The sequence below is a fragment of the Pseudocolwellia sp. G5-9 genome, assembly GCF_055808995.1.
The window spans coordinates 3,457,677-3,471,512 of record NZ_CM147893.1 but is presented as its reverse complement, the minus strand read 5'-3'; the positions used below and the strand labels follow the sequence as shown (position 1 = coordinate 3,471,512).

Below are 13,836 nucleotides of genomic sequence, written 5' to 3'. Positions count from 1 at the left end.
CGTCGTGCGAATCGTGATCAGACTGTTCTGTTGTTATATTTTCTGTTGTCATGTCTACCTCCTACTTCGCACTGGCAGCATCAACTGCTGCGGGTTGCACTAAATCACCGGTGTCGTTACCCCAAGCATTACGCTCATAAGTGACCACTGCAGCAATTTGAGTTTTAGTTAATTGACTACCGAACGCGGCCATCGCTGGGTTTTTCTTACTACCATTAACAACCATATCGATATGAACCGCTACGTCGCCAAGGGCAATAGCACTACCTTTAAGGGCAGGAAATGCCGGAGGAATACCAGACCCCGTGGGTTGATGACAAGCAGCACATGAAGCTGTATAAACTTCTTGGCCCATTTTCATCAAATCGTCTTTGGAATATTCTTTTGATAGGTCTTCTGCAGGAGCCGCTTCTTCAACAACCGCTGCTATTTCAGCAACTTTGTCTTCAACTACAGCAACCGCTTCTTTTGCGTTATCAGTAGAACCGCCAACCGCCTCTTGAACATCAGCCGCTTGCACAGCATCACCCGTATTGTTACCCCAAGCATTACGCTCATAAGTAACCACAGCAGCAATTTGTTTTAACGAAAGCTGCTTGCCGTAACCTTGCATTCCAGTACCCGCTTTACCATTAAAAACCGTTGAAATATGAGTCGCTATATCACCTGTAGCAACAGGACTACCTTTAAGTGCAGGGAATGCAGGAGGAAGACCTGTACCAGCCACTTGATGACACGCAGCACAATAAGCGACATAAGTTGTTTCACCTAACGTCATCAACTCTTCCATAGGAACAGAGGCATTTAACGAGGCTTTTTCAGCTTCAGCAGCTTGTGCAAGTAACTCATGTTGCTCATCAAGCCATTTGGCATAATCTTCTTCAGATTTCACCTCAACCACAATCGGCATAAACCCATGATCTTTACCACAAAGTTCTGCACATTGGCCTCGATAAATACCTGGCTTATCAACATTTGTCCAAGCTTCGTTGATAAAACCGGGGTTAGCATCTTGCTTCACAGCAAACGCTGGCACCCACCAAGCATGAATAACATCGTCAGACGTAATTAAAAAACGTACTTTTTTATTAGCAGGAATAACAAGATGCTTATCTACCTCAAGTAAATAATTCTCGCCTTTAGCTGCTGAAGTACCTGATTGATTTTCGTATTGATCGCGTGGAGTTGATAAAACAGAATAAAATTCAATGTTTTGATCAAAATATTTATAATGCCACTTCCACTGAGACGCAGTCACTTGAATGGTAACGTCTGAATCGTCATTATTCTCCATTTCAATTAACGTTTTAGTGGCTGGAATAGCCATGGCAATTAGAATTACGATTGGAATAGCGGTCCAAAGTATTTCTACTTTAGTGCTTTCATGGAAAGATGCGGCCTTTGCGCCTTTAGATTTTCGGTGAAAGACCATTGACCAGAACATGGCACCAAAAACAAAGATACCAATAACAGTACAAATATACATAACCAACATATGTAGATCATAAACATCTCTACTTACCTCAGTTACACCCTTGGTTAAATTTAACTGCATATCTGCTAATACTGAGCTCGAAAATAAACTTCCCAAGCTCAGCCAACATAGGTTACGTCTCATAACTCGACATCTCCCTCACTCCTCTGTTAACGCAAAAAAGGCAAAACCTGTTCAATGAACAGTCATACTTTGAACGTTTTCGCTATTCTATATTTATTATTATTCGCTCTACGAGTGTTAAGTATCAAACTTCAACTCAATATCATTTTGTATACTTTCCATTCTAGAATTACTCAAATATTAATCTAGGTCAAATTTTAAATTAGAGTTATTACATTAATAAATATTAACAAATACAATAGAGTAACAACTCTAAGATGCTGAAAGCCTTATAGGTAATGAGGCTAAAGATTGTTTTATTTTTAAACAGCCCTATTATTTAAGACAATTAATAATTTTATTTCAAGAAAAGCAAAGTGATTATTTTTTGATCAAAGAGTGAGCAATCACCTGAATTGAGAGAATTGAAGTATTAAAACGAGGAACTAAAGTTAAAAATAGGACTAAAAGGAGATAAAACAGAATTTACTTTAAATTAAAAACGCTTAAAAAGTAAACTCTGTGTGTTCATGGTATTAAGTAGTTTGGTGTAACAAACACAAATAAATATTACATCCAATCAGCGGCACGAATAACACCAACAGCAATACCTTCAACATTAAATTGTTGCGTTGTTAAATCAACAACAATAGGTGAAAATTCTTCGTTTTCAGCATGTAAATACACAACATTACCTTCACGCTTAAAACGCTTAACCGTAACATCATCTTCGACTCTTGCTACAATTACCTGTCCGTTTTTTACATCAGTGGTTTGATGCACAGCGAGTAAATCGCCATCAAGAATACCAATATCTTTCATACTCTCACCATTTACACGGAGTAAATAGTCGGCGCACGGTTTAAACATAGTGCCATCAATTTTGTAATGCTCTTCAACATGCTCTTGCGCAAGAATTGGCTCACCAGCAGCAACCCTGCCAATTAAAGGCAAGCCATCTTGCTCTACAAATTGTTCAGTAAGTCGAATACCACGAGAAGTGCCCGGTAGCATATCTATATAACCTTTTTTAGCTAACGCTTTAAGGTGTTCTTCAGCAGCATTAGCCGACTTAAAACCAAAAAAGTCAGCTATTTCAGCACGTGTAGGTGGCATACCCGTTTCAGATATTTTTTCTTTAATCAGATCAAATATTTGTTCTTGTCTGGGAGTTAATGGGCGCATTATATTCCTTAGGTTATAACCTGTGTTTTTCAACAGTGATAACTGTTAGTATATACAGCCTGTAAATAAACGCAACCCTGTTGGTTTTGTTGGGGTTTGTGTAACTTTTATGAAAAGAATGAATGATGTTCTTCCCGCGTTAGAGCTTTTTCAATGGGCGTATATAAAGTCGTGCGAGCAATATGATGTAGTTAAAGACTCGTTAGGAGAGATAGACAGCTACCGAATTCAGTACAGAGCCGAACGAAAAGAAGTGATTGCACAAATCATTCGTAGCAGAATTCAGGGTAGTAAAATTGAACCTGCCATCACACGTTATTGTCACGAAAATAATATAGCCTCGCCAGATAAGTTTATTACTATGGTATTACAAGAAATTGAAACCCTACATTCTGGCGCTCTGGTAAGCTTGGGAGTAACCGAGTCGATATTTAAAGCGTGGAAGATTAGCTAGCTCGATGGTGTATATACCCGTTACCATTCAAGATGCAGGTTTCAGTGGGAACTAAAAACAATTTAGGCACAGATTTTACGTTCCAAACAAAATCTAAGTACATACATCCATGTATGCAAGGCATTAAGTTTACGTCATGGTTATTCCCTTACTAAAGTTAATAACGAAGCATAAATTGTTTTTAGACCCATCGAAGAAGCACTTGAGCAAAATCACTTCTTCGTTAATGCTTTTTATAAGGGAACGACCATTATTGCAAAGCATTGCCTTGAATTGATATCGCTCAAGTGCTCTGAAATACGCATCTTGATTGGTAACGGGTATAAAAGCTAAATACTAGCAGTTATACCTTAGTGTAGTGTTAAAAAATAAGTTTGCCATTAAACGACACCAACCATACTAACGCGCAGCAATTAATAATAACCGTTAACCAAAAAACAATTCTAAAGTCTCTTTTTTGAGATTTATGCCTAAGCATTTGTTGTGCAATTGCAGCACCTGGCCAGCCACCAACTAAAGCTAAAATGTGTAAGGTGCTTTCTGGAGTACGCCACGCCCCTCGTTTTGCTTTAGACTTATCAAGCGCATACGCAAAAAAGGTAACAAAGCTCATACCTAAATATATAAATACAATATTTTCAGGTAAATATCCCATCATTAAAGCTAATGCTATGCTTGCTAAAAAAATAACCGATAAATAGATAGAAAACTTACTAATACTTTTAGCTTGTTTTTTCTTTAACTTTTCACCTGCATATGTTGCTTCGTCTGCGCAATAGCGGCCTTGCTTATCTTTACTTATTGAAAAAGTAATAACATCGTTTATTTGAGGATCACGCTGACGATTTGAAAAAGCAGTTTTGTGAATAAAAACGTGTTCTCCACCACCATTAGGTGCAATGAAGCCAAACGCTTTGTCGTTATTCCATTTTATTAACTTTCCTTTTAAGCGCATTTTCACTTCCTGTTAGTAATTTAAAGCTTTGTTAAAAATAAATAATATTACCCTTTTTATGAGGTGATATGAGTATTTCTCAAGATGGTATTCGTTTATATAAAAGTACAATTACGATATAGTTTACCCCTGTTATTTAAGCTTATGTTTAAAAATCACTAAATACTTTACAGGAAGTAAAATGAAGACCTTATTAATTGTTGCTTTATCCACAGCGTTATTTACCTTAAGTGCAAACGCAACTAAAACAAATAACTGGGAGCAATACGAACAGCTTGCAGAAACAATTGAAGTAAATATAGCAAGTGCTTCATTTAAAACATTAGCCGAAAAAAGCATTGAACTTGTTGAGCTTTCTAAGCAACTGTTACCTGAATTTATGAATAAAGAAAGTGCATGTAAAAACTACTTATCTGCGGTTTTATCTGCCTCTGATGAAATGCTCACCATCTCGCTTGATGACATTGAGCGCGATTATCATTCTGACGGTAAACTACCCGAAGTTGACTCACCTATTTGTTATTACGCTAAAGACTTATTAGTGCACCCAACTACCATGGCGATTGTTTCAAATACCCAAAACGATACTAAAAAAGCACGCGCTCAAATAAAATTAGAACTTGAAGAAGTGTTAACCCATTTTAGCTTTGTTAAACAAGCGGCAGGTTATAGATAAGACGCCAAATCTATAGTGAAATTAGTGTCTTTGTTATAAAGCTACGTCAGGTAAAATAAAGTAAGCCATATTTACTTCTTTGGATCTCTTGGATAAGATATCGGCAAATATTCAGCAAGGATAGCAAATGAATAAACGCAGAAAACGCACTTCTCTTTCTCGCCCTCGTTTTATCTTGTTATTACTTATTCCATGTATGCTTGCTTTTCCTATTATAAGTCAAGGAGTTGATATGTTTGGTTGGTTTAAAAAACAAGACGTATTTTTATGTTCTGAAGTCAATGGCATAGTCACCGAAAATGGTGAGCCTGTTGCTAGTATTGAGATTAAACGTTCGTTAATGTATATCGATGGCAAAGATCATATAGACACGGCTATTACGGATAATAAAGGGCATTTTTATTTTCCACAAAAAAATATTCGCTCTTCCATTCCGAGTAAACCTTTTTCAGAAGATAGGGTATCGCAACAAATTACTATTGATCGTGACGGAGCTCCCATTCCCCTTTGGATAGCAACTCCTCGGGATTATAAAGAAGTACCAGAATTTACTAAAAAGCTCACTTTTTTAAATTGCGAATTAAGCAATAAACGCGTGAGTTTTCAGTTCAAAAATAATAAGAATGAGCACCTTAACCATACAGCCTCTAGCATTTGCCGTTGGGATGAGGATTATATACCAACTTGGTTACATATTGATAATGAAACAAAATACCGCATCCATGATGGTAATTTTAATAAACTAACAGAACAAGGCACAGGGAAGGCAGTTAAATTATGAATGGAGTAATATCACCCAGCACTGCAGCGAGCGTTGCTGATAGAGTCTATGACATCAGAAAATCGACAAGCTATAACGAGGTTTTTCACAATGATTTTGAAAATAATTTCAAAATCACTAATAATCAAATACAAGGCATAAGTGGTGGCTTAGTTAACCAACTATTAAATCGTAGTACAGGGTTTGCGTTAACCGCAGAAGGCACCTCATCACAATTTAAAAAACACCATATTATTGGTGTTCGCGGGACTAAATTTTCCGCCCCTGCTGACTGGTTAACTAACTTAAACGTAGGAGTTACCCTTGGACCTAAAAATTTAGCCGTACATGCTGGGTTTCATAAAGCATTCAGTAGTATGCGCCCTGCATTTAATCAATATATAACTCAACACAAACCCCGTTGCTTGCACGTTGTTGGGCATAGTTTAGGTGGTGCTATTGCTGAATTAACGGCTATTTGGGCAAGTGAATCGGGCATTAAAACAAAGCTCTATACCTTTGGTTCCCCACGCGTAGTACTTAGTAACTCAGTTCACAGAGCAGCGATGAATATTGAGCATTACCGTGTAACTCATGGGGCAGATCCCGTACCCAGTGTACCTGTTTGGCCCTTTACTCATACGGTAGGCGAATATCAAACAGCAATGAATAGTGGTGCGTCTTTTAGTCTTGGAGCTCATTCTATGACAAAATCAACACCGGGTTATGTTAATACAGTAAAAGCTTATAAAGATTACACTAGCATGGGGGCTCATTTAAAACCTTACATCATAATCATACAGTGCTTAAATACGAACAACGTTACAACACTTCATTTTCACAGCGTTGGCAGCAAATTATTACTGATGCATTATTAACACTATTAAAAACAACAGGCCAATATGGGGTTATTGCTGGACAAGCAGCTCTAGGTGTTGGCTTGTCGTTTTACGACATTCTCGCACGTTGTTTACATGAATCTATAGCTAAGTCACCTGAAGTTGCCGAAGAGTTAAGAGGAGTTTTAGGACACATGTTAGTGTTTGTAGGAAAAAGAACCCAAGCGGTTACTGAAATGAGTGCTAAGTTTATTCGTTGGGTATTAGGTTTAATGATAAAAACCTTATACACCGCAGCAAAACAAGCTATTGACCGTGTATTTTAAAGATACACTACATGGGTAATTACTACCTTTAACTATTAATGTGAAAAAATCCGATGAGCCTTAGCCCATCGGATTTTTTATTTCTAAAAAATTATTTACACAAAAAACACAATTAATATTACATATCAACAACTTAGTAAGGGTTGTTTTTAGAGGTAACAATTAAAATTTTACGTATTGCTTATACATTTGCGTTAAATCGACTTGATCTTCAAAACTGTTTTGTAATCTCAACAATTCTGAAAACAGGTCTTTAACTTTTGATAAGTACATATTGTTATTAGCAAGATCTTGCATTTCGTCAGGATCTGCCTTCAAGTCAAATAACTTAACTTTATTAGCATCAGGATAAACAATCAGTTTGAATCCGTCTTTTTTGATCATTCTTTGACTTTTTACGTATGCGCCATAAATAGCGTCGTAATGACTTTTTGTAGTTTGTCCTTTAGCTAAATCAATAATTGAATTGAAAAATACATAGTCTGGTTTTTCAACTCCTGCGAGTTCTAAACTCGTTGCCATTGCGTCTTGTAGGTAAATATTGGCATCAACTTTTTGTCCACCTTCAATACCTGGCCCCCAAATAATAAAAGGTGCTCTGATACTTTCGTCATACATATTTTGCTTACCAAATAAGCCATGTTCGCCTACCGCTAAACCATGGTCGGCGGTATAAATAATATAAGTATTATCCATTTTTCCACTGGCTTTAAGAGCCGCCATTATCTCGCCAACTTGTGTGTCTAAATGTGTAATTAGTGCGTAGTATTCTTTTAGGTGTGCACGAGTTGCATATTCCGTTCTAGGAAATGGCGCTAAAGCAGCATCACGTAAGCTTGGCCCATTACCTATTAGGTCTTTTTCTGGGTAATTGGCTTGCCAGCTTTTAGGTAGTGATAACTCTGCTGCTGTGTATTTGTCTTGATACGCTTGCGGAGCTTGCCTTGGATCATGAGGCGCATTAAAAGCTATATACATAAAGAATGGATCAGGTTTAGTGGCCGCTTGCTCAATAAAAGCTACTGCATCATCTTTTAGTACTTCGCTCCAGTGCTTACCACCTTGATAAAAACCACCTTGCGTTGTATCGGTAGGTGACCATGAGTTATCCTCAGGCCCTAATGGTCGGTTATATCCAACCGGCATAAATTCTTCTACAGATTTATATTGGGTTTTTCCAGCATAAAAATCTCTAAACAGTTGCACCATTTTATAATGGTCCCAGTGGTCTTTTGGCATGCCTGGTCTAACATGAGTGCTGGTATTAAAAACTTTGTCTGCCTTTGCTGCAACATGCCACTTGCCGGTCATGTAGGTATTATAACCTTGTGCTTCAAGCAGTTTTGCCCATGTTTTATCTATCCCTTTACCTTGGTTAAACTCTTTGTCCATTTTATGGGCTTGCCATACTGAACGACCTGAATTTAGCATGGTACGCGATGCTTGACATACCGCACCATTCCAAGCCCCCATATTATGAGCATTAGTAAAGTTAACGCCTTTTTGCGCGAGTTTATCTAAGTTAGGGGTTTGTATTTCGGTGTTACCATACGCACCTATTGTTTTAGGCGATTGATCGTCAGCAAATATAAACAAAATATTCGGTTTTGTTGATTTACTTGGCACTTTACTTAACTCTGACGTTTTTTCAGCATTAGCAGCGTTTGTATTACTTGGCTCTGAGCACCCCACCAACGTAAAAGCAGCAGTCAATATAATAGGAATAATTTTCACTGTACTCTCTCTTTTCAATATGTGTTTAGTTCCCACGAATTTATTTAGCATGAAGAACAACCTCGTTGCTTTCCAGTTGTTCTGAATATGCTGATATTTTAATAGCCCCTCGCTCGCCTTTTTTACTGCGAATAATTAACATAGCTTTACCATTAAAAGCTCTTCGATAATCTGCTTTAAAAGGTGCTATCGTTGCCGAATCGCCGTTACCTACTGCGGCTATTACGCCGGCACCTTCCACAAAAAAGCGTACAAGGTTGTCTGCTGTTGGTACTATGTTTCCGTTTTTATCTTTGATCAGTACGCTAACGTAAGATAAATCTTCGCCATCGGCAGTAATTTCAGTGCGATCAGGCACGAGTTCAACAATGGCTGGATTTGATGCTGTTTTGATAATTTTTTCCGCAACTTTTTTCCCTTTTGTATAAGCCACTACTTTTAATTCACCGGGTTGATATTTAACATCCCAACGTAAACGGTAAGGCGTTTTATAATTTTTACGTTCTTCTTTTTTCCAACGTAAAAAGTCGATAGGAATTTCAGCTTTATCAACTCCTTTGGTTTTTACACCCATTGATTTTCCGTTAACAAACAACTCAACTTGTTCGGCATTGGTGTAAGCAAATACAGGAATAGTTTCACCTATTTTATTTTCCCAATTCCAATGAGGTAATACATGCACCATCGGCTTTTTCGTCCATTGGCTTTGGTATAAAAAGAATCTATCTTTAGGAAAACCAACAAGATCTACTGCACCAAAAGAAGAGCTTCTTACTGGCCAATCGCCATTCCAGTAACCGTCTTCACTGTGATCACGCCCACCATATGGCGTTGGCTCACCTAAGTAATCAAATCCAGTCCAAATATATTCGCCCATAACAGCAGGTGTTTTAGCTAAATATTCAAATTCAATATCAGGAGGATATGCCCAAACCGGACCAATAATGTCGTAACTGGTCACATAACGTGATGGGTGTGTTTTGTATTTATCAATAGGAAAATGATACATGCCACGTGTGCTAGTAATTGATGAGGTTTCACTCGCAACGAGTGGCCATGTAGGGTGGTCTTTATGTCGTTTTTCATAGCTTAATGGTTTGTAATTTAAACCAACAATTTCAACAGCGTCTGCTAAACCATTATTAATCGCACCGGTAGGATTATTAAAACCTGCTGCAACTAATCGGCTTGGGTCTGTTTTTTTCGCAATATCTGTTAACTTTTTAGCAACCTTGCCACCATTTTTGTCTGATTGTTCAATAATTTCGTTACCGATACTCCACATAATAACAGATGGACTATTACGATTTTGAATAATCATGTCGCTTAAGTCACGCTCGTGCCACTCATCAAAATGATTTTGGTAGCCGTTAACCACGGTTTTCTTTTCTATTTTCCATACATCAAACGCTTCAACTTGTAATAAAATACCCATTTCATCCGCCAGTTGTACCAACTCTGGCGATGGTGGATTATGAGATGTGCGTACAGAGTTAGCCCCCATATCTTTCATTATTTGCAATTTACGCTCAATCGCGCGTTTATTAGCTATGGCGCCTAATGGTCCATTGTCGTGATGTAGGCAAACACCTTGTATTTGTACTCTACGACCATTTAACCAGAATCCGTCATCCGCCTTGTATTCAATATGACGAATACCTAGTGGTGTAAAATATTGATCCACCACTTTATTTTTACGCACTATTTGTGTTTCTATTTGATATAAATGTGGGTTTTCAATATCCCATAAGATAGGATTTTTAATAGTAAACTGATGATTAACCTGTTTTTGGCTATTTGCTGATAACTGATTAACTTCACTACTACTTGTTGCAACTATATTGCCTTTAGCATTACGAATAGTTTGTGTAATTTTTGCCGATGTAGATTCAGCAGATAAGTTATTAATGGTTGTGTCTAAATTAACGGTGGCTTGAGCTTTTGAAACCTTAGGTGTGGTAACACTTGTACCCCATTTGGCCACATGAATTGCATCGTTAATTTCAAGCCAAGTATTTCTATATAAGCCTGAGCCAGCATACCAACGAGCCGATAAATTTTTAGGCGACAAGCTAACTGAAATAACATTTTGTTTCTCCCCATAGTACAAATACGGAGTTAAATCGTACTCAAAAGCAATATATCCGTAGGGGCGTTCGCCCAATAAGTGTCCGTTAATATACACTTTTGAATGATCCATTGCGGCATCAAATGTTACCGATACATATTTACCTTGCGCACTTTTAGGTAAGGTAAATTTCTTACGATACCAACCGTCACCAAAAACAGGTAAACCGCCATTCCTTGCGTTATATTTTTTATCAAAAGGTCCTTCTATTGACCAATCGTGCGGTAAAGTAACGGCTTGCCAATGACTATCGTCGAATGCGGGAGATTGCGCCCCCGCTTGTGTACCTTTTGAAAACATCCAACCATAGTTAAAGCTTTCTTTAACACCAATTAATTCTCCAGCAGACAATGAAATAGAGAATAGAAAAGTTAAAAAATAAATAATAACAATACTATATGATTGAAATTTGCGTCTAATATGTTTGAATAAAGATGAAACTATTTGGCTATACATGTTATCTCTTTAATATAAAATACAGTTCAATGATTCATTGATTGTATGATATTTTATATATTAAATAAACACATCAAATATAAACACAAAGAAAATACTTAGTCATATAACAGCCTAACTTCCTATGCAATTTAAAGCGAAACGAATAAATGTTATTAACGCCAAAAAATACAAATAAATTACAACTTATTATTAAATTGCGCTTTATCACCGTTTCTTGATCTAAGTCTGTATCTAACATTTATTTACGGTTTGACGTAACAGTCAATCGCTCAATTTGACTGGTTTTATTGGTATCAGCAATAACTAGGTGAAACATAAGCCAATGTAGAGAAAGATAATGGAACAAGGATAAGAGACAGCGACAAGAGTTTAAATGATTGATTTATAAGTAAACAACACCAAGTTAACGAGAAATAAAAAGTTAACGCTATGTTATCTACTTATGATCTATTTGAAATGTGACAAAATGTCTCACTTTTTCATTCAATTAATGAAATAGATTTTTTAAATCTAAAAACGGTTTGAATGACCTAATCAATCAAATAAACAGCATAGATATGTTGAACCACATCAATCGAACCGGCCTCGAATGCGTCATCTACAACATTAGCTGGAGCCGATTTAAAGCTCGCCATTTCCATCATCCCCCTACTTGAATACGGTGCTTCGCCTTGAATAGGCTCTTTTGATGCGCGATATAATTGCCCTAAGTTTACTTCAAAACCTTTTGCTAGATCTTTTGCTGACTGTTTAGCATCAGCAATAGCCAGTAGCGAGGCTTTTTTATTAAGCGCTTCCATATTAGAAGCAATAAGTTGTACGCCATGCATTTCGGTAACACCGGCATTCACTAAGCTTTGTACTAGGTGTGAATAACGTTCTAAATCTTTAAGATATAGCTGAACTGAACGAGTGACTTTGTGGCCTATAAATACTTGTTTACGTGTTATGTTGTCGTATTGAGTTTCACGTTGAATATATAACTCAGACGCTGAAATGTCTTTTTTATCAAGGCGATAATCTTTCGCTATTTTGATCACTTTAGCTGATAAAGTGTCGGCTTCTTTTTTGGCTTTGATCAGGTCTTTATCACGCGTAGTAATTGCAAAGGATATTTTTGCCGTATCTGGCACTACGGTAATTTTCCCCGTACCTTGTACGTAAAAATGTGGCACATTGGGTAATGAAGCTGCCATAGTAAAAAAGCTCATACAACCTAAAAGCATGATGGTGTTTCGCAGTAAATATCGCATAGTGTTTCCTTTTTATTAATGCTTAAATATCTTATAAATTATGACTTATTTTATAACCTAGAATTCATTTAACAATTGTATCAATTTGTACATTTCATTCAGGCTTTGTTCATCTTTTTCCTTCAATTATTTTCGATTAAACTGAAACTCTACCTGTAATGCTTTACCTAAAGAAGATTTAGGAGCATAGCGCCATTGTGATAACGCTTCTTGAGCTGATCTTTCTAGATCTCGGTTCACGTTACTTTCTACCACAGCTATGTTTTCTACCGTGCCCTCATCAGACAAAGTATACGTAAGTTTAACTCTTCCTGACTGACGTGATGCACTATGTCGGCTTAAGTCAGGCATCACCTTAAATGTAGGGTGCACGCGATGAGGCTGTAATTTATTTGGCACTAAGGCTATTGCTTCAACATTAAGGCTGTTTATGCTTATTGCCTTGGCAGGTTTAGGTTTAACTTGAATGCCGGTATTAATTTCAAAGTTTCTTGTTGGCTGCTCGGCTAGCGTTTGTCGTACCTTTTTTTGCTCTTTCGGCGGCGTTAAATTAATAGGCTGATTGGCTTTATCAAATTTATCTATGTCAATAACTTCAACAAGTGTTATTGATTCGTTTGGTGGCTGTTGTGTATTTTCGGGAAGCTGTGCTAAATGATTAATTACAGCAAAAATTCCAAACGAAGCAACACCTCCTAACATTAATATCGAAACAACCTCTTTCATTCGATACCTTTTTTTAGGTGAATTGTCTGCCACAGCTCCTTCAAAAGTTATATCAGGTGCTTGAATGTTATTTTTTCGCTGTAAATAAAGAGCGTCGATATCTTTATCAAACTTATCGCTACCCTTTTCGGTACTCATGATGTGGTTCCTATTTTATTTTTTAAATGATTACGTGCATATCGTAATCGGCTTTTTATGGTTTCTTGCGACTCGCTCGTTAAGTCACTTATTTGTAATAACGAAAAACCTTCTTGTTGCAATATAAACGCTTCTCTTTGTAAAAAAGGAAGTGTTGCTAAGGCGTGATTAAATTGTGCTAATTTATCTTGATTTTCAAGTTGTTGCTCAGGGTTGTTTTCAGTGGCTATTTGGTCTTCAAATTCTATATGTTGCCATCGATTTTGTTTACGTAGTTCGTCAATTAAGGTGTTTCTCGCTATGGTAAACAACCAACTTTTAACGTGAGTTGGGGTAACCGAGCTTTGCGTTTTCATGACTTTAAGCCAAGTTATTTGTACGACATCTTCTGCAGTCGCTTTGTCTGACTGGCTTAATAAATAGTGATACAGAGCAAGATTAAACTCCGCTACTAATAAGCTTAAGTACTGTTTTTTACCCGTCGTAATATATTTCGCCATCACCTTTTCAGGGCTAGCGCTCATATCTACATTTGTTAGGCTGGTTTGTGTAGAATTAAACCAGCCTCTAATTTTTGAAGGTAAATTCAAATGATTCCCTAGCAAG

General features: G+C 37.1%; 13 protein-coding genes. 5 read left to right on the top strand and 8 right to left on the bottom strand.

Annotation, left to right across the window (positions count from 1 at the left end; genetic code table 11):
• Nucleotides 1-61 precede the first annotated feature (61 nt).
• Both coxB and lexA read right to left on the bottom strand, forming a co-directional pair.
• A complete protein-coding gene (coxB, locus tag AC0L5Q_RS14985) occupies nucleotides 62-1,618 on the bottom strand; it encodes a cytochrome c oxidase subunit II (protein WP_473610512.1) in 1,557 nt (518 codons plus the stop codon).
• 549 nt (nucleotides 1,619-2,167) lie between these two features.
• A complete protein-coding gene (lexA, locus tag AC0L5Q_RS14980) occupies nucleotides 2,168-2,782 on the bottom strand; it encodes a transcriptional repressor LexA (RefSeq protein ID WP_473610509.1) in 615 nt (204 codons plus the stop codon).
• Between the two features lie 109 nt (nucleotides 2,783-2,891).
• Here lexA and AC0L5Q_RS14975 point away from each other — a divergent pair, with 109 nt between their 5' ends.
• A complete protein-coding gene (locus AC0L5Q_RS14975) occupies nucleotides 2,892-3,236 on the top strand; it encodes a hypothetical protein (RefSeq protein WP_473610505.1) in 345 nt (114 codons plus the stop codon).
• 361 nt (nucleotides 3,237-3,597) lie between these two features.
• On the opposite strand, the gene AC0L5Q_RS14970 is transcribed toward AC0L5Q_RS14975, so the two are convergent.
• Nucleotides 3,598-4,191, bottom strand: coding sequence for a DUF1294 domain-containing protein (locus AC0L5Q_RS14970; RefSeq protein ID WP_473610501.1), 594 nt, complete (start codon nucleotides 4,189-4,191; stop codon nucleotides 3,598-3,600).
• A 181-nt stretch (nucleotides 4,192-4,372) separates the two neighbouring features.
• Between AC0L5Q_RS14970 and AC0L5Q_RS14965 the strand changes: the two genes are divergently transcribed.
• The 4 genes from AC0L5Q_RS14965 (at nucleotide 4,373) to AC0L5Q_RS14950 (ending at nucleotide 6,792) form a co-directional block, all read left to right on the top strand.
• Nucleotides 4,373-4,867 carry a hypothetical protein gene (locus tag AC0L5Q_RS14965; protein ID WP_473610498.1) on the top strand — a complete coding sequence of 165 codons (495 nt, stop codon included), beginning with the start codon at nucleotides 4,373-4,375 and terminating at the stop codon, nucleotides 4,865-4,867.
• Between the two features lie 127 nt (nucleotides 4,868-4,994).
• Entirely contained in the window at nucleotides 4,995-5,648 is a 654-nt protein-coding gene (locus tag AC0L5Q_RS14960) for a DUF6795 domain-containing protein (protein ID WP_473610494.1), read from the top strand.
• Entirely contained in the window at nucleotides 5,645-6,505 is an 861-nt protein-coding gene (locus tag AC0L5Q_RS14955) for a lipase family protein (protein WP_473610490.1), read from the top strand. Before AC0L5Q_RS14960 ends, AC0L5Q_RS14955 begins: the two co-directional genes overlap by 4 nt.
• Complete coding sequence (locus AC0L5Q_RS14950) at nucleotides 6,430-6,792, top strand: hypothetical protein (RefSeq protein WP_473610487.1); 363 nt, start codon at nucleotides 6,430-6,432, stop codon at nucleotides 6,790-6,792. Before AC0L5Q_RS14955 ends, AC0L5Q_RS14950 begins: the two co-directional genes overlap by 76 nt.
• Before the next feature lie 162 nt (nucleotides 6,793-6,954).
• Here AC0L5Q_RS14950 and AC0L5Q_RS14945 read toward each other — a convergent pair whose 3' ends face one another.
• The 5 genes from AC0L5Q_RS14945 to AC0L5Q_RS14925 all read right to left on the bottom strand — a co-directional run bounded on the left by AC0L5Q_RS14945 (nucleotide 6,955) and on the right by AC0L5Q_RS14925 (nucleotide 13,820).
• Complete coding sequence (locus tag AC0L5Q_RS14945) at nucleotides 6,955-8,577, bottom strand: sulfatase family protein (protein ID WP_473610483.1); 1,623 nt, start codon at nucleotides 8,575-8,577, stop codon at nucleotides 6,955-6,957.
• A complete protein-coding gene (locus AC0L5Q_RS14940; protein WP_473610481.1) occupies nucleotides 8,567-11,110 on the bottom strand; it encodes a glycoside hydrolase family 2 TIM barrel-domain containing protein in 2,544 nt (847 codons plus the stop codon). The genes AC0L5Q_RS14945 and AC0L5Q_RS14940 overlap by 11 nt, the downstream gene beginning before the upstream one ends.
• Before the next feature lie 533 nt (nucleotides 11,111-11,643).
• Entirely contained in the window at nucleotides 11,644-12,366 is a 723-nt protein-coding gene (locus tag AC0L5Q_RS14935) for an SIMPL domain-containing protein (protein WP_473610478.1), read from the bottom strand.
• Nucleotides 12,367-12,492: 126 nt separating this feature from the next.
• Nucleotides 12,493-13,230 carry an energy transducer TonB gene (locus tag AC0L5Q_RS14930; protein ID WP_473610474.1) on the bottom strand — a complete coding sequence of 246 codons (738 nt, stop codon included), beginning with the start codon at nucleotides 13,228-13,230 and terminating at the stop codon, nucleotides 12,493-12,495.
• Entirely contained in the window at nucleotides 13,227-13,820 is a 594-nt protein-coding gene (locus AC0L5Q_RS14925) for an RNA polymerase sigma factor (RefSeq protein WP_473610472.1), read from the bottom strand. The genes AC0L5Q_RS14930 and AC0L5Q_RS14925 overlap by 4 nt, the downstream gene beginning before the upstream one ends.
• Nucleotides 13,821-13,836 lie beyond the last annotated feature (16 nt).

What these genes read in the sequence shown, in the direction of transcription:
- AC0L5Q_RS14975 (WP_473610505.1), top strand. Translation starts at nt 2,892, where the DNA reads ATGAAAAGAATGAATGATGTTCTTCCCGCGTTAGAGCTTTTTCAATGG.
- AC0L5Q_RS14930 (WP_473610474.1), bottom strand. Translation starts at nt 13,230, where the DNA reads ATGAGTACCGAAAAGGGTAGCGATAAGTTTGATAAAGATATCGACGCT.
- coxB (WP_473610512.1), bottom strand. Translation starts at nt 1,618, where the DNA reads ATGAGACGTAACCTATGTTGGCTGAGCTTGGGAAGTTTATTTTCGAGC.
- AC0L5Q_RS14940 (WP_473610481.1), bottom strand. Translation starts at nt 11,110, where the DNA reads ATGTATAGCCAAATAGTTTCATCTTTATTCAAACATATTAGACGCAAA.
- AC0L5Q_RS14960 (WP_473610494.1), top strand. Translation starts at nt 4,995, where the DNA reads ATGAATAAACGCAGAAAACGCACTTCTCTTTCTCGCCCTCGTTTTATC.
- lexA (WP_473610509.1), bottom strand. Translation starts at nt 2,782, where the DNA reads ATGCGCCCATTAACTCCCAGACAAGAACAAATATTTGATCTGATTAAA.
- AC0L5Q_RS14945 (WP_473610483.1), bottom strand. Translation starts at nt 8,577, where the DNA reads ATGCTAAATAAATTCGTGGGAACTAAACACATATTGAAAAGAGAGAGT.
- AC0L5Q_RS14965 (WP_473610498.1), top strand. Translation starts at nt 4,373, where the DNA reads ATGAAGACCTTATTAATTGTTGCTTTATCCACAGCGTTATTTACCTTA.
- AC0L5Q_RS14955 (WP_473610490.1), top strand. Translation starts at nt 5,645, where the DNA reads ATGAATGGAGTAATATCACCCAGCACTGCAGCGAGCGTTGCTGATAGA.
- AC0L5Q_RS14970 (WP_473610501.1), bottom strand. Translation starts at nt 4,191, where the DNA reads ATGCGCTTAAAAGGAAAGTTAATAAAATGGAATAACGACAAAGCGTTT.
- AC0L5Q_RS14935 (WP_473610478.1), bottom strand. Translation starts at nt 12,366, where the DNA reads ATGCGATATTTACTGCGAAACACCATCATGCTTTTAGGTTGTATGAGC.